Genomic DNA, 21165 nt, shown 5'->3' on the forward strand with positions numbered 1-21165 from the left:
TGCGAAATGTTATTATTATCACATGTTCCTACTGGTATTAGTAATTAATAATTTAATAATTATCTAATATTACTTTACGAAAATTTTCTACCCAAATTTATTAAAAAAACCTATCCCCGAAAAGATAGGTTTATACTCAAAACTAATCGGCATAATTAAGCCACTTAAGTACTCCCGGGCAGATTTACCGGTAAGTGCTACGGTATCTGATTTAGTTTTTAAAATAACGACTAACTGCCGCGCTGAATTCCTCCCAGCTAAATTGATCCTGGGTTGGGAATTGGGCTTTTTTGATTTTTTCCTTAAATTTTTTTATTTCTTCCTTATCCACTGGTAATCCTTTAGAGCGATTATTAATATAATCGGAAAAATCAAACAGCCTTTGACGTAAATCCTCTCTAAACACTTCAAAACGTGTTTTACTAAGGATGTCAACAGTTTCATTTTTTAATAAGGGATTCAGGTTTAAAATGCCCTGGGCCATAAGTTCCGCATCTTTTAAAGCTAAATAAATTCCCCATAAATCATTAACATCAGCAAAATTTTTCTTTTCCGCTCGCTCTAAAAGCTCAACCAAACCAATCATATCCCCGGACAGCATTTTGGCATAACCTGTTGCTAAATTTTCACTTATAGATTGACATTTATTATTTTGTAAAGCTAAATTATAAACAAATACTGAAAAGGTTAAAATAATTAGTAAAGTAGTAATTATTAACAAGGTTTTTAATATTTTAAAATTATCCATTATACTTAGCATAGAACACCTCACTTTTTCATGATTTCTTCCATTTTGTTAATAGTAGCTAAAAACCTTTCTTTATCTTGCGAATTTTGATACCCGTTATCATTTATTTTTCTCTCAAGCTGGTATAATTCCTTAAATTCTTCCCGCAACTGGCTTAATTTTTGCAAATCTTTTTCCTCTACGATTTTGTAGAGGCTACTTATATAAAATTCCAGGTCATTTAAAAGGTTAAAAATTGGCTGCTGTAATTCCGGAATTATTATTTTATCCAGGTATCTTTTGTCAATCGAAACTATTTCCCCAAAGCTACCGGGTCTTCCCATTAAAAAAGCATCAATTCTTCCTTTTAAGTAGTCTAAATCCCTTTCATTCTTAATCTCCGAAGCCTTTTTTACTATCTGACCAAACTCAAAAAGCCTTGTAGAATAGTCATGGTTAAATGTCCCAAAAACATATCCATAATAAGCTGAATCAAGGGTAAATTCAGCTTCCGAGGAAACGTCTTTGGCTGAACAGCCAATTACAATTAAAAAAATTGACATTATCAAGATAAGGTACACTAAGTTACGCACTAAAAATTACCTCCTCCCCTGCTCATTACTCCCAAAGCCACGCAATTTGCCACACTCCATTAACTTTTTCAACCCGCCCCAAATTCTTACATCTTTACTTATGTAAATTTATAATATTTTATAAATTTTTACAACATTTTGCAAAAATTTTCTTGGTAAAATTTTAAAGCCCCTGGTCTTAAATTTAAACCGGGGGCTTTGTACACAACTTTTTAGTTTTAAACCAGGCCATTTAAAATTTCGCAGGCTTTAACGGTGTGCTTGCACAATACCGCCGTCGTGACCGAACCCACTCCACCAGGAACCGGGGTAATCTTGTCAACAATCGGCTCTACTTTGTCAAAATCCACATCGCCGCAGTACTTGCCGGGATTGTCCGGGTCTTCATTGATGCCTACATCTATAACTACCATCCCGGGCTTAACATAATCTTCTTTTACCATCTTGGCCCGGCCCACTGCCGCCACCAAAATATCCGCTTCCCGGCATACGTCCGGTAGATTCTTGGTGCGGGAATGACAGATGGTGACGGTAGCATTTTCCCGCAGAAGAAGAATAGCCGCAGGTTTGCCCACCACCAGAGAACGACCAAGGACAACCGCTCTCTTACCCTCCAAAGGTATGTTGTAATATTTAAGTATTTCCATGACCGCCGTAGGCGTACAGGGCGGAAAGCCGGTAGGGTCATCGGCAAAAACTTTCCCGGCACTGCCTAAAGTAAGGGAATCCACGTCCTTTTCCACGGGAATCAGGGAGCGGATTTTCCGCTCGTTTAAATGTTTGGGCAGCGGGCTAAACATGAGAATACCGTGGATATCCTTCTTTGCTCCAATTTCGATAATGGCTTTTTCAAAGGACTCCTGATCGATATCTTGGGGATATTCAAACACCTCGTAATCCATGCCGATAGATTCACAGGTTTTCTTGGCGCCACCCTCATAGTAGAGGTCATCGGGCCGGGCTCCAACCCGGACAATGCCAAGTTTCGGCACAATCCCCTTAGCCTTTAAATCGGCTACCCTTCCTTTTAACTCCTCTTTAATTGCATCGGCCACCGGTTTACCGGTAAGTCTTTCTGCCATTTTTTCTCCCCCTTTGCTACTGATTCCCCCAAAAAATTAATAATGATTTATTTTTTAATTTGATTTATCACTAACTCCAGAGTCTCATCGGCAATTTTGCTGCCTTCATTTAATAACTGCTCCATCTCCGCTTTTGTTTTTTCCACAAATTCCTGGTCCTTGATGGTGTTCAGGTTAATTAAAACATTGAGCATACCGCTAATAAGGGCCGATTTAAGGAATACCACCCCGCAGCCTACATCGGAAATGGCCAGTTTGGAGCCAATCTGCCCCATACGCTGGTGAATTTTAATCCCTTCAAAAGCTTTGCGCATAATTTCCATGGGAACCGAACAGGCATCCTTGGAACACTTCTCCAGGGTTTCTTCTTTGATTTTTTTCTGCTCTTCCGTTTCCGCCGGAAGGCCATAGGCCTTGGATAGAGGCTCAAACACCTCGGCATCTTTGTCAACCAGGCTCTTTAGCTCTTCAATAATTTGGCTTCCCCGGGCGATAAGTTCCTTTACTTCGTCCTCCACATCGGCGTACTTCTTTTTGCCCACCGTTAAGTTCCCCACCATGTTGGAAAGAGCCATACCAATCGCTCCACCGAGAGCAGCCGCTCCACCGCCACCGGGCACAGGAGCTTTAGATGCTAAAGCTTCTAAAAATTCGTTACAGGTTTTGTCTAACATAGACATAAATAAATACCTCCTTAAAACTTTTTATTTCCCTGTTTTTAAGATGCACTTAGCCACCAAAAGAAAAACCTTTTTACTATCTACCGCTTCCTCCCCCCTTAACCATTGGCTTAATTTTCTTAAAATGTATTTCTTTTGAATATTTGTAATCTTTCCAAAATATAATTTAAACCGTTCCCCTTTTATTTTCCCGGAGTTACATCGGTAACAGTGTTTTATTTCGGCAGGTTTTCTTTTTTTCCTGCCCAATCGGTCATAAAAAACCTTAATGTTTGCCAATAGTTTTATCGTTAAAACAAAAGCCCACCCGGTTTACCGGATGGGCTTAAATCTCTACCAGTATGCAGTAAACAAAAAAGCTCCCACTTATGGGAGCCTTTACTTTCAATGGTCGGGCTGGCGGGATTTGAACCACACTTGTCAGATGGCTTAACCCTTTGATTTAATTTTTTCTAAATCAATAATATATATGGTTGTAGTCAGATCTATCTCATCAAATGTTGCCACAAGCTTTCCATTACATTCAATAATTGAATCAACTCTTATTTCAAGCGGTATCCATTCCAGTTTATCCATAGAATACAATTCTAAATCACTTTGACTGTCCATTACCAGTATATATTTTTTCCCTATCCTAAACCTGGTTATGTGACCCGTAATATTTGTGTATGTATTATTTTTAATATCATACTCTTCAAATTTATGAGAAGTCCAGTCTCTAATGTTATTAAAATTTAGGGAATAAATTTTATTCCCGGCAAATTCCGCATATCCCGGGTATAAATATTTCGACTCATAGGTTTTTATCTTGTTTGTTTTTAAATCATAAAACTTATAATATCCTTTACCATCGTACGAGTCAGTCCAAAGTATTTTGTTGTCATTAATGTAAACAAAATTGTTATATAATTCAAGTTGTCTAATTGTACCAACAACTTTTGTTTTGTGGTTATTTAAATTATATAACACTACTTTTCCGTTAAAATACTTGCCATCGTAACGGGTGGGTTCAACCCAGGCAATAAAATCCTTATACAAAAAAGGTGAAATTGGGGTAAGTCCCTTAAAGGCCAATTTTGCAATTAATTTTATTTTTCCTGTTTTTAAATCCTTTACGTAAATTCGGTGAAGTAACCCGTCTGCAGTTGAGTCGGTCCAGATAAGCCAGTTGTCATTAATCATAAGATTTTGCACCGAAGGATCATCAAACTCCGAGGTAAATATTTTTTCCGTTTGCTTGGTTTGTAAATTATATTTAATGATATTTTTTGCAAATTCTGTATTATCACTTACACACATATACAAATCATTACCCACTAAAACTACATCTCCGATTCTTCCAAAAGGAGGTTTTAGTGATATAATCGCATCAGCATAAGGATTTTTGTTTTCTTCTATGGTTTCGTTGTCTTCTATATTAGATTCTCCTGTTGCCTCATTAGATGGAGGATTTTGGTTCACCACTTCGTTTTGAGAGCATCCGCTCCCTAAAAAGAAAATATAATTAATAGAAAAACTACTATTATTAGAAATCTTTTTTTCAAATTTATCCACCCCAAAAATTTATAACATCGCTTGACGTGCAATTGATTGAGCCCAAGCTTTTGAGCTGTTAAAACCACAATAGCTGAACTTTCTTTTTTAAGTCGGCCGGAGCAAGGTTTATCGTTATCCTGGTGATGGGAAAATCAAACCCAGAATTATTTGGAATATTTTTGAAAATTTTTGTTTAATACCACTAAAATTCTGGTATAATAAAAAGAAAATCTGGTGGTTTACTCTTTCACTTTAATTACAGGTGATTTAGATGAAAAGGAATTTGAATGATATTAAAGGGCAAATTGAAGAATTAAAAAAATACTGTGAACAAAATAAAAACATTTTAGCACTATATATATTTGGATCTTATGGCACCGAGCTTGAACGTATTACCAGCGATATTGATTTTGCAATGTTATTTAGAAATAGCCCTTCACTTTTTGAAGAACTTGAGATTGAATCTGACATCAGCCAGATTTTCGGACGGGATAACATTGATCTTGTCAACTTAAACAAAACCCCATTAGATATTTGTCATCAAGTATTATATACAGGAGACCTTTTATATTGTACTGATGAAATAGCCCTTGCAGATTTTAAGGAGAAAGTTTTTAATGCCTACGGAGATTATGGAATTACATTAAAAAAATTTTATGATGATTATATGAAAGGATTGAGAGATAAATATGCCTGAAATTGATAAAAAAAGGGTTCTTGATAAAATCCGAGTAATTGAAAACAGCTTATCCAAATTAAAAACCCTTGCTCAGCTCCCGGTAAATGAATTTATATCTAAAGGTGGAATATGACGCTAACATATATAAGTTAATGGCTAAATTTCGAAATCGCATAGTTCATTTCTATGATGAAGTTGATGACATCGAAGTTTACAGAATCTTACAGAGCAATCTTGGAGATTTTGATTCATTTATCCTGCAAATAAACAATTTGCATAATTAATTTTCATCCCTGGAAGCCCGCGACCTCCACTATTTCCCCATTAATGCCGTTTAAAGTAACGGTATGTACTTTGGCAAGCATTTATCTTCTCCTTTAGCCATTTTTAAATCTTATTAGGCATAGATCCCAAAATTCCTCTAAAAAGAAAAAACCTGCTTGAAAAAGCAGGTAAAAAGCAGATTTAAAGAACTATTGTAATCCAAAAAAATGATAAATTTTCCTCATAGGCAAGAATAGCCAGTAATCGTCAATCATTAGAATTGATACAAACCACATGGCTAAACCCAAAAAGGATGCTAGGACGCTTTTTTTGAGCTGGTAATTAAACCCAAGGAATGACCAAATGTTAATGAAAGTGAAATCCATACAAAGCTTAAAAATAGCCACCATAACGAAAATCCTGTTAAATAGCTGACGTTGTAAAAAGCAAGAATTGATAGCCAGTACCAGCGAAAGTTTATGTGAATTCCCAAAATTATACCAATTATCCCCACAATAATACTGGCGTAAGCTAAAAAACTTAGGAACTTCATTGTATATCACCTCAAAAAAAGAAAGGTAGTATTATAAAAAAATATTACTTTGTAACTATCCAAAAACTTATTATTTATTTAAGGAAAATATATTTCACCATGAAGATTACCTTTAGCTTCTCCAAAATGATCTATGTCCCACATTTATTTCTTTCCATTTTTAATTCTCCTTTTTTATGTTATCTCTCGAACTACTATTCAATGAAATATCAGACTATTACGAGAAAAATAGCATCATAATTACATCAAACCTGGAATTTAATAACTGGGACACTGTTTTTCTTGATGACCGGCTGGCAGCAGCCGCGATAAACCACCTTATTCACCATGCTCATATCCTGGTGTTTAAAGGTGCAAGTAATAGATTTCAAATTGCACTCTCAAACTTAAATTTTACCTCTTAAGTATCTTTTTACGCTGGCAATGGCCAATATTTTTCCGCATTTTTCATTGCCGTTTTAATGCATTTTTATATTGCCAATCATAATCAATAGTTTTGTTTTCGTATAAAACATATTAATTTGCATTTTTTTAAAATTTAATAATGTGCTATTGTAGCAATAGCAATAGCAATAAATAGTAATCCTACAGTTGCTAACAATGTATTTAATCCTGTATTCATATTATTATTATGAATTTTCTTTAAAATTATAACCATATTAATAACAAATAAAGCACACGAAACAGGTAAGAAATAAACTAAAAAAATTAAAAAATTTTTAATAAAACTATTCATCACCAAACTCCCCTTTAATAACATGTTATATCACTTTAATTTGACTTTTACAAGTAAATTATACCATTTAACTTTTTAAAAAATAAATTGTTTTTAATTGCAACCTTATAACATTTATTAAAAATAATAGGAGCCAGTTAGGCTCCTATTATTTAATGTAAAATTGAACATCAGTATCCGGAGCTTGATCAAAAGCAAAAGATGGAGAGACCGACATTGAACCGCTAAAAAGGTCAATACCAAATAAAAGCGCTACTTGCTGATGGGCATAGTGGCCAAAAGCATTTGAATAACCAATAAAATTAGAAGGTGTAGCATTTACTTTATATACCATATAACCACGATTATTTTCAACTACATAACCACCATCACTTCCTAAAAGGTCAAAAACAAAAGCATAACCATTTACATTTTTTGCATAAGCTTTATAATATGTTTTTGTTATAGTATCTACTTGCCATAAAGGAATACCATCATCATAAAACCATCGGTCATATATATATTTTAAATATTCTGAACCTGAAATAGTACTTGTAGAACTACTATGAGTTATAGCAACAACATCATTTAATGTCCAAATTGGTTCCGTTAACCATGTAAAAGAATTTTTAAATAAAAACTGTTTATTCCCTAAGTCTGTTACAGTGGTAGTTTGTGTCATCCATGAACAAGAATTTGTGTCAGTTCCACCACTAAGAATACTAATACTACTTAAACTAATTTTATTATTATCATTCTTTTTTATTCTTTTTTTCTCACGATAGTTAAATACTTCTTTGATTGCTTGATTTTTTGAAATTTCTACAAAACCTTCTTTAGGAGTAACTCTGTAAAATTTTTGAACAGATGAAATAACTTTTCCGTTTAATTTCGAATATTCTTGATATTCTCTATCATCAAAATTTGCTATCTCATCTTCGGTAAACCCCAATTCCTTAAAATGTTCTATTTCATTTTTAGTATAACTTTTTGCAAAAGCCACCCCTGAAAACAAAAATGTTATACAAAAAATTATTGTAAATACAGTAATAAACTTTCTCATATAAACACCTCCTCTGGAGCCCATGTGTATTTTACCTAAAGCTAAGCTATCGGCGAAACGCACTCTTGTCAAACCAAAGCCGATGAAATGGTATGCTGGCTTGTCGAGGGCTACTTTTCTCTGTCCTTTTATCCGCAGTCGACTTCTTCGTCACCCCTAACCAACCATGTTCTTGCAAATGAAAATTAGGTAAACCAAGGAAAGCAGAATTTATTTTTTTGTCACTCCTTTACTTGCCATTTTCAGGAATGCATTCCCCTTATTTACTATACTGCACTTTTTTTTTTTTTTTGTCAAGACAATTTTTAAAATTTTTTGTTATTTATGTTAAGATTTTTCTTATATCTAAGCTTTAGATGTGCTCACTTTAACATGGCATTACAAAAGCTGATTATTCCAATCCCATGAAAAATATTAATTACACACAAAACAAGTACCGTTTTTCTGTTATATCCATTCTTCTATACCGGACAGAATTAATTCTCTTATAAGTGTTGTTGTTGGTATGTTTAATTTTTTTGACCAGCTTTCTAATTTTTATAAAGCCTATCTTCAACGCTGAATGTTTTCATAGCGTTTAATACTACCCTGATTCCCGTGGATTTTTTACCGTATAGCTTAATTCTTTTTTGCTTACTATTTAAAAATCAAGATGCCTTCAGGTTTTTTCTCCGTATCGTAAGCTTTACAACCCGATTTGCACATACGGGACAAACAAATGTACCGCATTTTTGAAAGTCGTTTTAAATATCTAACTGTTTTTCAAGATTTAATTCTTTATAAGGCGTGTATAAACCCATGCTGGTAGCGTTGTTTAAAACATTCATCTTCTAAGCATGATCCATGCTTGGACGCAACAAATATAAGGCTGTAGACAAAGGTCAATAGTCTTATGTGAATAGATTTTCTTTTTAATTTAAAAACCATGTTCTTTTTTGTAAAAAATATAATAAATTAAGCCAAATGGAGGAAAACAAAATGCAGCAAAAAATCCCCAAAATAGAGCGGTCAAAAAACTCCAATTATGTTTACGACAATCGATAAATACCAATATTCCTATGATGGCTATCAGTCCAATAACCATGATACTGAATAGACTTTTAATAAGATCATAGTTCATACAATCAACACGATCCTTTCCAACTCTTAAAAGTTAAATGAAATCTACAGTTACTTTATCCATATATATACCAGAATTGGTGTCATCCCAAAAATCAGAAATAACCATTTGTGGAGAATAATTTGATACGCTGGTACTTAAATGATATCTCAAACAGTAGGTGTGTCCAGCCTGAAGCACTACATATATTGAAAGGTTAATAGGAACATTGGTGAATTGGGAACCGATGCCTATAGAATCATTCACCAAAAGGATAGTAGAACTTCCAATCTGACTGCCGGCAGTAACATCATAAACTGTAACTTTCACCTCTGCTCCAGCAATACCTCCCAAGAAGCCAGGCACAGTTGAACCGCTGTAACTCCCTTTGAAACGGATATAAGCACCTTTAGAACCCGCTCCAGACACATAAATGGTTTTGCCTATATAGGCCCATGACGAAGCACTCCCTAGACCAGTAGTCCAAGTATGGGAATCAATAGTATAAGAAGAATAACGTTCTGAAGCACCTGCTATCCCAAACGTACTATGTCCTTTGTTACCCATATCAGCAACGTAGAATGTGGCATCCGAACCAAGATAAACAGTATTTGCACTCATGGCCGAAACCGTGTTTCCAGTGTTATAAGCTTCAGCTGCATTCATCTCTTTATCTGCCTGGGACAAGAGATAAATAACATCCATCTTTGCTCTTTTGGTTAGTCGATCTGGATCCTTTTTTAGTTGTTTAATTTGTTCCGCTGTCAAGTCCCTAGTTCCCAACTCAACTGACATAGGGTTTTGGTCAGCAAAAGACACAGAAGCAAATAATATTAAAATTAAAAATATAGTAAGTAACAATATTACCAGAATTCGTTTTTTCATTTTTCTTTATCACCCCTTGAAATCAATTTTTATTTTATCCTTTTTAATTTTAATCCTTTTTTCTTCTGACTTTTCTAAATACCATTTAAAAGAATTCGGTCATACCCAAGCATTTTCAATTAATGTCCATTTTTCTTCCTGTTCCTTAGTCCAACGCTAAAAAAAAGATTTTAATTTCCGATTGAAAGATCCTCATTACCTGCCCGTTTTAATTATAACCCCTTCCTATATTCCATTTTCAGGAATGCATTCCCTTTTATTACTATACTGTACATTTTTTTTTTTTTTTTTTTGGTCAATGCAATTTTTAAACTTTTTTGTCAATTGAGAAAAATCTCTTTCCTCTGCACTAACGGCTACTGCTACCTTCGCCGTTCGGGATTTTTAATCGTGAGGCTGCAACCATGCCGGGAACACGAAAAAACCCACCCGGATATCCGGATGGGTTTTAAATGGTCGGAGCGGCGGGATTTGAACCACCAAAGTAGTCTAAAACACCCCAAGAACTTTTTCAATCTATTTTCCAAACATAATTAACCGTTAAAACTTGCCAAGATCTATTTTTATTTCAAAGTTATTTTAAATAAATTTTTATAACTAAAAATATAGAGATTATTGGGATTTTCGCTGTCGAAAATAATTTCTTCCAAAATTCGCTCACTGTGTTCTAACGATGCTACAATCTTGGCTTTATTCTCATAAATTTGATATAAACTAATTTCATAATGTGATTTGTTTATTTCCTTTAAAGTTAACACAAAAATTTTTTTAGTATCATCTCTTCCAATAATACCCAAAATTTCTTCTTCTTGATGTATTGCAGGAAGTTTTACTTCTTCAATTTTTCCTTCTCTCAAGCGATATAAACCTCTACCATCGATAAAATAAAGATTTTTTAAATCTACTGGATCAAAAGCAATGCCCCGGGGCTCACCATCTAAAAAAACATTTTGCCAATGTTTCCCTCCATCTAAGCTTTCCCAAAGCCCATTACGTGCTGTAATATAAATTTGTTTTTCGTTTAGGGGATTAATAAATAATTGGGTAGCATAAAAAATTTCCTGCACAGAAAATTTGAAATTCCAATGTTCTCCACCGTCTCGGCTAATATAAACTTTAACCCCTATAGGCTCTTTATTTTGAATAAGATAATAAGTATCAGGGCTTTTGGGGTCAAAAATTATTTTTTCAACTTTGCCTTGAAAAATTTTATGCCATTTTCCCCCATCTTTACTTTTATAAACTCCTTGTTCTCCGGTGTAAGAAATAAAATAAATCTCCTTGTTATTTTTTGGGTTAATAAAAAACTGACCAAATTGATTTGGAAATTGTACCACCAAGTTATAATTCTTTAAATCCTTACTTTCGTAAAGGGATATGAACTTTTTCGGGTAATCCTGCCCTTGCTGTGCAAAAACCGTAGTTCCTCCTATCCAAAGAGGACGAAAAAACCCTTCAGGTAAAGGATATTGAGTTATCTTTACCTGAAAATTATCAATACGGAATAAGTTTTTCTTGTTTCGCTCCACATTCGGCCAACAACCACTTAAAATAATGGTAATTATAAAAAAAATCATCGTTTTCTTTAAAATTGACCACATTTATATTTACCCCTTTACGGCATTCGCACCTGTTCTTACTGCTGCTGGTGCTGTTTACTTTAATTAATTCTACTTTTCAATATATAAAATAGAATCTCCATATCTTATTCCGAATTTTCCCTTATGTCCTTTATCTAAGACAAAAGGTTTTGAATCCATCGAGGTCATTTGCAAAAGCTTTGCCAACCTATTTGTCTTAATATTATAAATGAAGGCATTATGACTTGTTGAATCAATAAGGAGAATTCTGTCCCCTTGGATTTTATATGAAAAAAGATTTTTTACATATTTCGAAAAATCAATTTTATAAAATTTCCCATTCTTTTTATTAAGTATGAATAGCTCCTGATTAAAATATTTCCCTCTAAATATCACAAATTGTTGATTTCCCTCTACGCTAAAGGGTTCAAATTCCTCCGGTATTTTTATCGATAATGTATCTTTTTTATTACCTAAGCCCTCACTATGGAGATAAATATTACCGGCAGCATCTTTTTGAAGATAGGTTAAGTAATCTTCATTAATAATTGCCCGCAAATACGTATGTGGTATATAAATGTTGTTCCTTTCTTCCGTTGTATTATCATTGAAGTTATAAATCTTTAGTATTAATCCAGAAGTGTTTCTCTTATCTGGTTCAAACCATGTTAACAAATTATTATTAGCTTCAATAAGTAATGGAGCAAAATTTATTTCGTAAATTTTTTCAAACTGTTTTTTGGTCAGGTCATACTTTATTATTCTGGTATAATTACCCTCTTCTTCCCAAAATAAATAGTTTCCTGAAACCGAGAGTTCCGCAAGACCATGTAGCCCTTCCTTAGTTTCATACAAAACATTATATTGATGATTTTTTAAATTATAGTTAATAACTTGTGTTTTTTTTACTTCACCAAAATTTCCATAGAAATCTACGGATACATAAACATTGTCACCATCAAAACAGTAATCTCCCATCGATGTATTGTTAGGCAGGTTAAGATCATTCAACGTTATCTTATTAAAATGATCAAGGACTGTACCTTTAGATAATTTTGGAGTTACCAAAATGAGATCATTCAGATTAAATTCGTATTTTCCATCTACATTTTTTGTTTTATGATTAGATAGCAATATAAAGAAAAAAAAGAACAATATTATTATACTGGTAAAAACAATTATAAGTTTTTTCGTCATTTCTTTAATTCTCCTTTTTTATGTTATTTAACAAATTATCTTCTCTGAAATTGCCAAAAATTTTTCAAAGTAAAGCTGCATGCTGAGGTGGTTAGGTTAGCAGCTCAGGATGCTGGTTTCTAATCGTGCCCGGTAGCACTTATTCGGCCGGTTTTCTTTTTGGCATTATTACTTATAATTTAATTATATTAATATTTTTCAGCTTTAATCTTAAAGGTCTGGTCGTTTCCAGTAGCAATCATGGAAATAGTATAATAAAATTGTTCTTTTGTTTTTTCATTAATTATAGGAATAATTATTCCTTTTATCTGGCCTTCCTCTTCTTTAAATGTTATCTGTAATGGTTCTTTAAATATAAAATAGGGTTTATCGGCAGCTACATCTATTGCATAAATGCCTCTTTTGCCAACGTACGCAACATTTGATCTTTTCCCTGTCTTTTTATCTTCATAGAGTACTATCAAATCAAAATTTTTATCATTATCGAAATCAATTATTTTAGTATATAATATATTGCTATCTGGCCAAAAAGATTTAAAATCGCTTAAATATTTTTCTTCAAGTTTTCCATAATCTATGGCTAATACTGTTTGTTTTTGCTTATTTACAATTTCATTGTATGAAGGTTCTTTTTTAATATTATCTTTACATCCTGTTAAGAATAGGATTAAAATAACAATAAAAATTAACTTTCCTCTCAATTTAATCACCTCAAAATACGGCTTCTATTTGTTAAATATATTAAGAATTAGATAATATCGTGGGAAAAATAATGCAACCTTTACACTTTCATCAAATCGGTATTTAATAATTAAGATACTTATAAGAAGTAAGGTTATTAAAATTAATAGTAGACCATGGCTTTTATTTAATTTCATTATTTCACCACTATTTTAATTTTTTATGCTATGTTTTGAAACAATTAATCTGCATACCCATCGGATGATTGGATAGAATAGAAAAATTTATCCGAACCAAAATTAATTTTTTGTATAAATCCATGCTACTTATCAGACGGCTTAACCCTTTGATTTTATTTTTTCTAAATCAATAATATATATGGTTGTAGTCAGATCTATCTCATCAAATGTTGCCACAAGCTTACCATTACATTCAATAATTGAATCAACTCTTATTTCAAGCGGTATCCATTCCAGTTTATCCATAGAATACAATTCTAAATCACTTTGACTGTCCATTACCAGTATATATTTTTTCCCTATCCTAAACCTGGTTATGTGACCCGTAATATTTGTGTATGTATTATTTTTAATATCATACTCTTCAAATTTATGAGAAGTCCAGTCTCTAATGTTATTAAAATTTAGGGAATAAATTTTATTCCCGGCAAATTCCGCATATCCCGGGTATAAATATTTCGACTCATAGGTTTTTATCTTGTTTGTTTTTAAATCATAAAACTTATAATATCCTTTACCATCGTACGAGTCCGTCCAAAGTATTTTGTTGTCATTAATGTAAATAAAATTGTTATATAAACCAAGTTGTCTAATTTTACTAACAACCTTTGTTTTGTGGTTATTTAAATTATATAACACTACTTTTCCGTTAAAATACTTGCCATCGTAACGGGTGGGTTCAACCCAGGCAATAAAATCCTCATACAAAAATGGTGAAATTGGGGTAAGTCCCTTAAAGGCCAATTTTGCAATTAATTTTATTTTTCCTGTTTTTAAATCCTTTGCGTAAATTCGGTGAAGTAACCCGTCTGCAGTTGAGTCGGTCCAGATAAGCCAGTTGTCATTAATCATAAGATTTTGCACCGAAGGATCATCAAACTCCGAGGTAAATATTTTTTCCGTTTGCTTGGTTTGTAAATTATATTTAATGATATTTTTTGCAAATTCTGTATTATCACTTACACACATATACAAATCATTACCCACTAAAACTACATCTCCGATTCTTCCAAAAGGAGGTTTTAGTGATATAATCGCATCAGCATAAGGATTTTTGTTTTCTTCTATGGTTTCGTTGTCTTCTATATTAGATTCTCCTGTTGCCTCATTAGATGGAGGATTTTGGTTCACCACTTCGTTTTGAGAGCATCCGCTCCCTAAAAAGAAAATATAATTAATAGAAAAACTACTATTATTAGAAATCTTTTTTTCAAATTTATCCACCCCAAAAATTTATAACATCGCTTGACGTGCAATTGATTGAGCCCAAGCTTTTGAGCTGTTAAAACCAGGGTTTTGCATAACTAATTATCTCCTTAGTGGTAACATTTACCGCATAAAAAACTTAAACATTTTTAAACTTTAGAATATCAAGGAAGGTCTCCAATATTTGTGGGTTAACACATCTCTTTCTTCATGCATCCCTTAGAACTTTTGTTATAAACCATTTATCACCTATTTTTTTGAAACAAATATGCTCATAATATATTGTTGAAGTTGGAGCACCAGGTGCAATAGAAGCCACGGCTACTATAATCTCTTTCTCTTCTTTTATATTGCTTTTTTGGAATTTAAAAGAAACTATTTTTTCAAATTTATGTTCCTTAAAAAGCTTCAGTTCTCCACTTATAACTTCTTTATAAGCATTTTCTTTAGTAATTTTAAGTAAGGTCTTTTCATCACCTTTATACTTAGCCAATATATATTTTGTCGCCAACTCTTTTAAGTTTTTTTCTAAGTCACTTAATTCTGGACTTTCCGATTTATCAGCTTTATATACTTTGTTTTTAACCGTTCTATTACGGGTAACCGTCTTTTTTGTAGTATTTTCGGTTTCAGTACAACCGGTAATAAGGCTTAGTAAAATTAATGCTACAAAGAAATAATATGCTCTTTTTTCAATAACCCACATTTTTATTCCACTCCCCCAATAAACTTCCCCTGAATCCTTCGTTCTACCTGCTCTGGAGATGAAATATAAGAAATGCTCACTTTAATGGACTCAAACCTAAAATTATTTGGAATATTTTTGAAAATTTTTGTTTAATACCACTAAAATTCTGGTATAATAAAAAGGAAATCTGGTGGTTTATTCTTTCACTTTAATTACAGGTGATTTAGATGAAAAGGAATTTGAATGATATTAAAGGGCAAATTGAAGAATTAAAAAAATACTGTGAACAAAATAAAAACATTTTAGCACTATATATATTTGGATCTTATGGCACCGAGCTTGAACGTATTACCAGCGATATTGATTTAGCAATGTTATTCAGAAATAGCCCTTCACTTTTTGAAGAACTCGAGATTGAATCTGACATCAGCCAGATTTTTGGACGGGATAACATTGATCTTGTCAACTTAAACAAAGCCCCATTAGATATTTGTCATCAAGTATTATATACAGGAGACCTTTTATATTGTACTGATGAAATAGCCCTTGCAGATTTTAAGGAGAAAGTTTTTAATGCCTACGGAGATTATGGAATTACATTAAAAAAATTTTATGATGATTATATGAAAGGATTGAGAGATAAATATGCCTGAAATTGATAAAAAAAGGGTTCTTGATAAAATCCGAGTAATTGAAAACAGCTTATCCAAATTAAAAACCCTTGCTCAGCTCCCGGTAAATGAATTTATATCTAAAGGTGGAATATGACGCTAACATATATAAGTTAATGGCTAAATTTCGAAATCGCATAGTTCATTTCTATGATGAAGTTGATGACATCGAAGTTTACAGAATCTTACAAAACAATCTTGGAGATTTTGATTCATTTATCCGGCAGATAAACAAATTGATAAATTAATTTTCATCCCCGGAAGCCCACGGTTTTGTCCACCTCCACCTCTACTTTTTCGTCATTAATGCCGTTTAAAGTAACCGTATTTACTTTAGAATCGTTTATTTTCTTCTTTTGCCATTTTTGTTTCTTATTCGGCATATTTACCAAGCAGGAAAAAAGGATTCGCCTAGTAAAGCAATCAGAGACAGCTAAAAACGTCACCAACTAATGTAAACTAAATATAGTTATTTAGCATTAGCAGTAACCCATTATTATTCAAATAAACTTTCTGCCACTTTAGTTAAATCGTCAACCGATATATTTAGTCCTCCCACAAGGTAGTAGCAATTATCTTTCCAGAACATGATTTTTACTGGTTCTCCTTCACTTTCATAAAGCAACCAAGCATCAGTTCCTGCAATCTTTATTTTTTTTGCATCGTTAATTTCATTTGGCTTTGTATTTCCGTTATCATTTGATTGTATAATTACCAAAAATCTCCTTTCATTTTTTATATCTTGCCACCCTTGAATTACTGCTTTAAGAGCACCAACATTTTCAACCGTTTTTTTCTTGAAAACAAGTCCTCTGGGTAAATATTTAGGTATTTTTAAATTGTACGGTAAAGACACTTCATTATTATTAGAATTTATACTAGAATAATTACTATTTAATCTTGCACTAACTTTATTATTATTTTCAGCTAAAGCATAAAGATAACCTGAAAAGATTAATATCAGTATAAAACTTATTAAAAACCACATTTTAAGATATTTCATAGTATTACGCACCTTCCTTTATAAACAAATAACCGTTAATTTTTCAAAGTCATGATCTACATGCCAGTAATCATTTTGATTTGTTAAACTACAATCAATGTACCACCCTGAACAAGCATCCCTAAAGTACTTTGCAGGATACTGATCAGAAAAACTATAAATAAAGGCATAGAATTGTCCTGAACCACCATTGGTTCCAAGATAAAATCTATAGTCTTGAAATTCTCCCCACGTAACTTTTCCAACAATTCCATCAACTTGAATTTTTTCACTACGTTGAAAATCTTCTATACCTTTTTGGGTTAAAGAACCATAATATCCATCAACACTACTATATCCATATGGTGTATCTTTTAACATCCGTTGGATTGCAAGAACATACCCACCAGAAGTTACATATCCGTAACCTACATAGTCATTATTATACCAATTGTCTTGCATTGGATGTGCTAAAACTATTTCAGGTAGAGAAATTACGAAAATAGTCATTATTATAGCTGTCATAATTTTCTTTCCTATTTTCATAATATCCCCCCTTTAAATGTACATTCAAGGATTTCATTAATTAAAAAGTAGGATAATCACTTAAAAGCACCTTTCAAGTGATTTAATGTAGCGATGAGTATCCCAGAGTACCACATCTTCAAAAATTATTTTGCTTTCAGTCGTGTAACTTTTTACATTCTATTGGAGGTTTTTATATTTTACCAACCATTATTTTTTAGTAAGCTTTTTGCGTAAATTTTCCTTTTCTTTAATCTATTAACTCATTAATTTACTACCTTTAATTATACCACCCCTTATTTCCCATTATCAGGAATGTATTCCCTTTTCTTACTATACTCACACATTTTTTTATTTTTTGTCAATATAATTTTTAAATTTTTTTGTCAATTAAGAAAAATCTCTTTCCTCTGCACTAACGGCTACTACTACCTTCGCCGTTCGGGACTTTTACCCGTGAGTCTGTACCCATGCCGAGCGCACACAAAAAACCCACCCGGTTTACCGGATGGGCTTAAATCTCTACCAGTATGCAGTAAACAAAAAAGCTCCCACTTACGGGAGCTTTTACTTTCAATGGTCGGGCTGGCGGGATTTGAACCCACGGCCCCTACCACCCCAAGGTAGTGCGCTACCAAGCTGCGCCACAGCCCGACATTCATCGGAGACATCTTATATTTTAAAGAGAAAACAGCTTCATGTCAAGTACACAGAACCTTTTATCTTATTCCAGGTATAGCAAATAATGCTTCCCGGGATTAAAGGGAATTCCCAGAAGTTTTTCTATTAAAGCAAATCCGTATTTGGCAAGGTAGTAAAAAACATTATACACCCGCTCCTGCCATTCGTTCTCCGGCAGGAAGTTTGTTTTTAAATACCATAATTTTTCAATGTATTTACTGTTCTTTTCTCGATGGTATTTTTGGGCCCGCTCCTCCAGGTACTTCACCTGGGCCATAACCCTTCCTAAGTTTTCTCCGGTAAGTTTTTGAAAATCCGCCCCCAGTGGGGCAAGTTTTTCCTGCAAGTTCTTATAAGCCGAATTGATACTTTCTTTTAAGGCTTTAAAGGTATCGTCAATTCCAAGGTTGTCCAATCGCTCCAATACCCGGTGAAATACTCCGTCGTAATCTTGATAAATTTCCTGCGGTAAAAGGGCAAATTCTTTTAAAGCTTTCTCCACCCGCGGCTCAATTAAAGTTGCCGTAAACCTGGGAAGGATTACCGGCATCTGGGTACCCATTATTTCATACACTTCTTTTAACATTCCGTAGTAACCGATTTCTCCAGGGCCAGCCACATAAGCCAGTACCGGAAAAACCAGCGACTGGATGGAAGTCCTGACTACCAGGTTCGGACTTAACTTTTCCGGGTATCTTTCCATAAACTCCAAAAACTCTTCCCGGGTAAAGCTTACTTCCCCATCCCGGCTTACCACCTTTTCCCCGGCCACTTCCAAAGCAATTCTTTCGTCGTTTTTAAAGATAAACATGTTGCAGTGGTTAGGACAGGGGTCAAGCTGTGGCTCAATTCCAAGACTTTGCTGCTCGGTATATACTTTAAATAAAGCCTTTTCAATAGCGTCCCTCTTTAAAAAAGCATTTTTAAGATAGCCTTTGGTAACCCTTTTAAATTCCGGATTTAGGCCATCATAAACTAAAAGGCCGAATTTACCAAAAAGCTTTAACATTAAGCGGGCAAAGGCCTGGCCTAAATTGGCCGAATGGTAAGCTTTTTTAATTTCCGTAAAAACTTCTTCTTTGTAATCAAAATTTGGTAATAGGCCCTCGAACTTTTCAATGGCTTCAACAGTTTCAGGTTCTGCTGGCCTCAGTCCAGCCGGGATTTTTCGCAGGTCAGTAAATTCTATTTTTATTTCCTGGGGCCCCTCCTTTCCAGGGAAGTAGAGAAAATTTACCTCCTCCACATCGTGGTCTTCACTGCCAATCCAAAAGAGGGGCACAACTTCGTGATTTAGCAATTCGCTTAGTCGTTTTGCTTCAATAATTGCATGAACTGCTTTATATATGGTATACAAGGGTCCCGTTAAAAAGCCCGGCTGCTGCCCGGTTAAGACGATAAATGCTCCCTTTTTGATTTTGTCGAGATTTTCCACAACCTTTTGGTCAAGTGCAAAATCTTTCAGGTAAAAGCTTAATAAATTATAGAGAGCTTCCGGATTACTCTTATCTTTTAAATAATCTGCCCTATCATAAAAGCTTCGGGTATTCCAGGGGTTGTAATGGTAAAACTTGGCTACTCTGTCGTACCCGGTTAAATAATACCTGACCAGATTTTTTTCGTAACCTAAATTTATTTCCTCGTACCGCATTGCCTGCTCCTCTGTTTTTCTTTTATCTTACCATAGTTTTCTTTAAAAGTTAATTGTCGCCCTCCGGCCAGCCACATACTCCAAAAAGTTACTTAAGATTGGCGCCATTTTGGAAAACTCAATTAAAAAAGCATCGTGGCCGTGAGGAGAGGAAAGTTCCCAGTAATAAGCCTCTTTTTTGGCTTCCTTCAATGCTTCTACAATTTCCTTTTGCTGATAGGTTGGGTAAAGAAAATCGGTGTCAATGCCAATAGCTAACAGGGGCGTTTTCAGTTCCTTTAAAATTTCCCGGTAGCGACCCCTTCCGCGGCTTATGTCATGCAAATCCATAGCCTTTAAGAGATACAAATAAGTATTGGCATCAAACCGCTTTACTAATTTATCCCCTTGATAGTAAAGGTAATTTTCAATTTCAAAGCGGGAAGTATGACTGAAAAGCTCCTGGTCCGTTTCATAAGTGTGGGTTCGCCCAAAACGGTACTGCCAGGAAATATCGCTTTTGTAGGTAATGATGCCAATCATCCTAGCCAAAGCCAATCCTCTTTTTGGGCCCTCAAACCCGTAATAATTTCCACCACGCCACTCGGGGTCGGTCATGATGGCTTCCCGGCCAACCGCATTAAATGCTATACCAAAGGGGGAAAGCCTGGCGCTGGTAGCAATGGCCACCACGCTTTTTAACATCTCGGGATACATGTAAGCCCACTCTAAGGCCTGCATGCCCCCCATGGAGCCGCCCACCGCCGCCAGGATTTTCGTAATCCCTAAGTGACGCACCAGCTTGTACTGAAGATTAACCATGTCTCTAATGGTGATAATGGGAAAGCTCATGCCCCAGGGCCTCCCGGTAGCGGGGTTAATTGAAGAAGGCCCGGTAGTCCCGTAGCATCCCCCTAAAACGTTGGAGCAAACAATAAAGTATTTATTGGTGTCAAAAGGCCTTCCCGGTCCCACCATGGGGTCCCACCAGCCGGCCACTTTGTCTTCCGGCCGGTGTTTTCCCGCTACATGGGCATCTCCTGTTAGAGCATGTAAAATCAAAATCGCGTTATCTCCCCGCTCGTTCAGTTCGCCGTAAGTCTCATAGGCTACCGTTACCGGAGCAATTTTTTCGCCGCATTCTAAAGTTATTTCCGGAAAAGTAACCTTCTTGGTTTCCACAATACCAACCGAGCCGTTCATTTTTCC

Annotated in this window: 26 protein-coding genes and 1 tRNA gene; 7 read left to right on the plus strand and 20 right to left on the minus strand. The window is 34.3% G+C overall.

Annotated elements, in window-relative coordinates:
* Positions 1 to 211: 211 nt before the first annotated feature.
* The 6 genes from CHY_RS08740 to CHY_RS13575 form a co-directional block, all read right to left on the minus strand.
* Positions 212 to 760, minus strand: coding sequence for a hypothetical protein (locus tag CHY_RS08740; RefSeq protein ID WP_011344770.1), 549 nt, complete (start codon positions 758 to 760; stop codon positions 212 to 214).
* 8 nt (positions 761 to 768) lie between these two features.
* Positions 769 to 1320, minus strand: coding sequence for a hypothetical protein (locus CHY_RS08745; RefSeq protein WP_041537732.1), 552 nt, complete (start codon positions 1318 to 1320; stop codon positions 769 to 771).
* A 218-nt stretch (positions 1321 to 1538) separates the two neighbouring features.
* On the minus strand, positions 1539 to 2402 hold the full coding sequence (locus CHY_RS08750) for a bifunctional 5,10-methylenetetrahydrofolate dehydrogenase/5,10-methenyltetrahydrofolate cyclohydrolase (protein WP_011344772.1): 864 nt from the start codon (positions 2400 to 2402) through the stop codon (positions 1539 to 1541).
* A 47-nt stretch (positions 2403 to 2449) separates the two neighbouring features.
* Positions 2450 to 3082 (minus strand): cyclodeaminase/cyclohydrolase family protein, encoded by a 633-nt coding sequence (locus CHY_RS08755; RefSeq protein ID WP_011344773.1) that lies wholly within the window; start codon positions 3080 to 3082, stop codon positions 2450 to 2452.
* Positions 3083 to 3511: 429 nt separating this feature from the next.
* Complete coding sequence (locus CHY_RS08765) at positions 3512 to 4636, minus strand: hypothetical protein (protein WP_162485083.1); 1125 nt, start codon at positions 4634 to 4636, stop codon at positions 3512 to 3514.
* 58 nt (positions 4637 to 4694) lie between these two features.
* On the minus strand, positions 4695 to 4805 hold the full coding sequence (locus CHY_RS13575) for a magnesium chelatase domain-containing protein (protein WP_083757343.1): 111 nt from the start codon (positions 4803 to 4805) through the stop codon (positions 4695 to 4697).
* Positions 4806 to 4889: 84 nt separating this feature from the next.
* Between CHY_RS13575 and mntA (CHY_RS08770) the strand changes: the two genes are divergently transcribed.
* The 4 genes from mntA (CHY_RS08770) (at position 4890) to CHY_RS13580 (ending at position 6518) form a co-directional block, all read left to right on the plus strand.
* Positions 4890 to 5315: a type VII toxin-antitoxin system MntA family adenylyltransferase antitoxin gene (gene mntA / locus CHY_RS08770; protein ID WP_011344777.1), complete on the plus strand. Its 426-nt coding sequence runs from the start codon at positions 4890 to 4892 to the stop codon at positions 5313 to 5315.
* Positions 5308 to 5430, plus strand: a complete 123-nt coding sequence (locus CHY_RS13485) for a hypothetical protein (protein WP_011344778.1) — start codon at positions 5308 to 5310, stop codon at positions 5428 to 5430. The genes mntA (CHY_RS08770) and CHY_RS13485 overlap by 8 nt, the downstream gene beginning before the upstream one ends.
* Before the next feature lie 19 nt (positions 5431 to 5449).
* Positions 5450 to 5581: a DUF86 domain-containing protein gene (locus tag CHY_RS13025; RefSeq protein WP_264357896.1), complete on the plus strand. Its 132-nt coding sequence runs from the start codon at positions 5450 to 5452 to the stop codon at positions 5579 to 5581.
* Between the two features lie 709 nt (positions 5582 to 6290).
* Positions 6291 to 6518 (plus strand): ATP-binding protein, encoded by a 228-nt coding sequence (locus CHY_RS13580; protein WP_083757304.1) that lies wholly within the window; start codon positions 6291 to 6293, stop codon positions 6516 to 6518.
* 134 nt (positions 6519 to 6652) lie between these two features.
* Here CHY_RS13580 and CHY_RS08780 read toward each other — a convergent pair whose 3' ends face one another.
* The 8 genes from CHY_RS08780 to CHY_RS08815 form a co-directional block, all read right to left on the minus strand.
* Positions 6653 to 6850, minus strand: coding sequence for a hypothetical protein (locus CHY_RS08780; RefSeq protein ID WP_011344780.1), 198 nt, complete (start codon positions 6848 to 6850; stop codon positions 6653 to 6655).
* Between the two features lie 148 nt (positions 6851 to 6998).
* Positions 6999 to 7892 carry a hypothetical protein gene (locus tag CHY_RS08785; RefSeq protein ID WP_011344781.1) on the minus strand — a complete coding sequence of 298 codons (894 nt, stop codon included), beginning with the start codon at positions 7890 to 7892 and terminating at the stop codon, positions 6999 to 7001.
* 1153 nt (positions 7893 to 9045) lie between these two features.
* Positions 9046 to 9876: a hypothetical protein gene (locus tag CHY_RS08790; RefSeq protein ID WP_011344783.1), complete on the minus strand. Its 831-nt coding sequence runs from the start codon at positions 9874 to 9876 to the stop codon at positions 9046 to 9048.
* A 563-nt stretch (positions 9877 to 10439) separates the two neighbouring features.
* Positions 10440 to 11477, minus strand: coding sequence for a WD40/YVTN/BNR-like repeat-containing protein (locus tag CHY_RS08795; protein WP_011344784.1), 1038 nt, complete (start codon positions 11475 to 11477; stop codon positions 10440 to 10442).
* A 69-nt stretch (positions 11478 to 11546) separates the two neighbouring features.
* Positions 11547 to 12653, minus strand: coding sequence for a hypothetical protein (locus CHY_RS08800; RefSeq protein ID WP_011344786.1), 1107 nt, complete (start codon positions 12651 to 12653; stop codon positions 11547 to 11549).
* A gap of 188 nt (positions 12654 to 12841) precedes the next feature.
* On the minus strand, positions 12842 to 13354 hold the full coding sequence (locus CHY_RS08805; protein WP_041537734.1) for a hypothetical protein: 513 nt from the start codon (positions 13352 to 13354) through the stop codon (positions 12842 to 12844).
* Between the two features lie 318 nt (positions 13355 to 13672).
* Positions 13673 to 14797, minus strand: coding sequence for a hypothetical protein (locus CHY_RS08810; RefSeq protein WP_226986699.1), 1125 nt, complete (start codon positions 14795 to 14797; stop codon positions 13673 to 13675).
* A 190-nt stretch (positions 14798 to 14987) separates the two neighbouring features.
* Positions 14988 to 15485 carry a hypothetical protein gene (locus CHY_RS08815; RefSeq protein ID WP_011344789.1) on the minus strand — a complete coding sequence of 166 codons (498 nt, stop codon included), beginning with the start codon at positions 15483 to 15485 and terminating at the stop codon, positions 14988 to 14990.
* Between the two features lie 209 nt (positions 15486 to 15694).
* Here CHY_RS08815 and mntA (CHY_RS08820) point away from each other — a divergent pair, with 209 nt between their 5' ends.
* From mntA (CHY_RS08820) to CHY_RS13035, 3 genes are read left to right on the plus strand one after another with little or no spacing between them, the layout of a single operon-like run.
* A complete protein-coding gene (gene mntA, locus CHY_RS08820; protein ID WP_011344790.1) occupies positions 15695 to 16120 on the plus strand; it encodes a type VII toxin-antitoxin system MntA family adenylyltransferase antitoxin in 426 nt (141 codons plus the stop codon).
* A complete protein-coding gene (locus tag CHY_RS13490; protein ID WP_011344778.1) occupies positions 16113 to 16235 on the plus strand; it encodes a hypothetical protein in 123 nt (40 codons plus the stop codon). The genes mntA (CHY_RS08820) and CHY_RS13490 overlap by 8 nt, the downstream gene beginning before the upstream one ends.
* 19 nt (positions 16236 to 16254) lie before the next feature.
* A complete protein-coding gene (locus CHY_RS13035; protein WP_264357860.1) occupies positions 16255 to 16386 on the plus strand; it encodes a HepT-like ribonuclease domain-containing protein in 132 nt (43 codons plus the stop codon).
* A 3-nt stretch (positions 16387 to 16389) separates the two neighbouring features.
* Here the strand turns inward: CHY_RS13035 and CHY_RS13495 are convergent, their stop codons facing one another.
* The 6 genes from CHY_RS13495 to metX all read right to left on the minus strand — a co-directional run bounded on the left by CHY_RS13495 (position 16390) and on the right by metX (position 21159).
* Complete coding sequence (locus tag CHY_RS13495; RefSeq protein WP_264357861.1) at positions 16390 to 16521, minus strand: hypothetical protein; 132 nt, start codon at positions 16519 to 16521, stop codon at positions 16390 to 16392.
* Positions 16522 to 16634: 113 nt separating this feature from the next.
* A complete protein-coding gene (locus CHY_RS12820) occupies positions 16635 to 17141 on the minus strand; it encodes a DUF4367 domain-containing protein (protein WP_011344792.1) in 507 nt (168 codons plus the stop codon).
* An 18-nt stretch (positions 17142 to 17159) separates the two neighbouring features.
* The gene (locus CHY_RS08830; protein ID WP_011344793.1) at positions 17160 to 17666 is read right to left on the minus strand and encodes a peptidoglycan-binding domain-containing protein; all 507 of its coding nucleotides are present in this window, start codon (positions 17664 to 17666) and stop codon (positions 17160 to 17162) included.
* Between the two features lie 556 nt (positions 17667 to 18222).
* Positions 18223 to 18299: transfer RNA gene (locus CHY_RS08835), tRNA-Pro, on the minus strand.
* Between the two features lie 70 nt (positions 18300 to 18369).
* Positions 18370 to 19977, minus strand: coding sequence for a bacillithiol biosynthesis cysteine-adding enzyme BshC (gene bshC, locus CHY_RS08840; RefSeq protein WP_011344794.1), 1608 nt, complete (start codon positions 19975 to 19977; stop codon positions 18370 to 18372).
* 42 nt (positions 19978 to 20019) lie between these two features.
* A complete protein-coding gene (gene metX / locus CHY_RS08845; RefSeq protein ID WP_011344795.1) occupies positions 20020 to 21159 on the minus strand; it encodes a homoserine O-acetyltransferase MetX in 1140 nt (379 codons plus the stop codon).
* Positions 21160 to 21165: the final 6 nt, after the last annotated feature.

This window comes from Carboxydothermus hydrogenoformans Z-2901, assembly GCF_000012865.1.
GTDB classification, from domain to species: domain Bacteria; phylum Bacillota; class Z-2901; order Carboxydothermales; family Carboxydothermaceae; genus Carboxydothermus; species Carboxydothermus hydrogenoformans.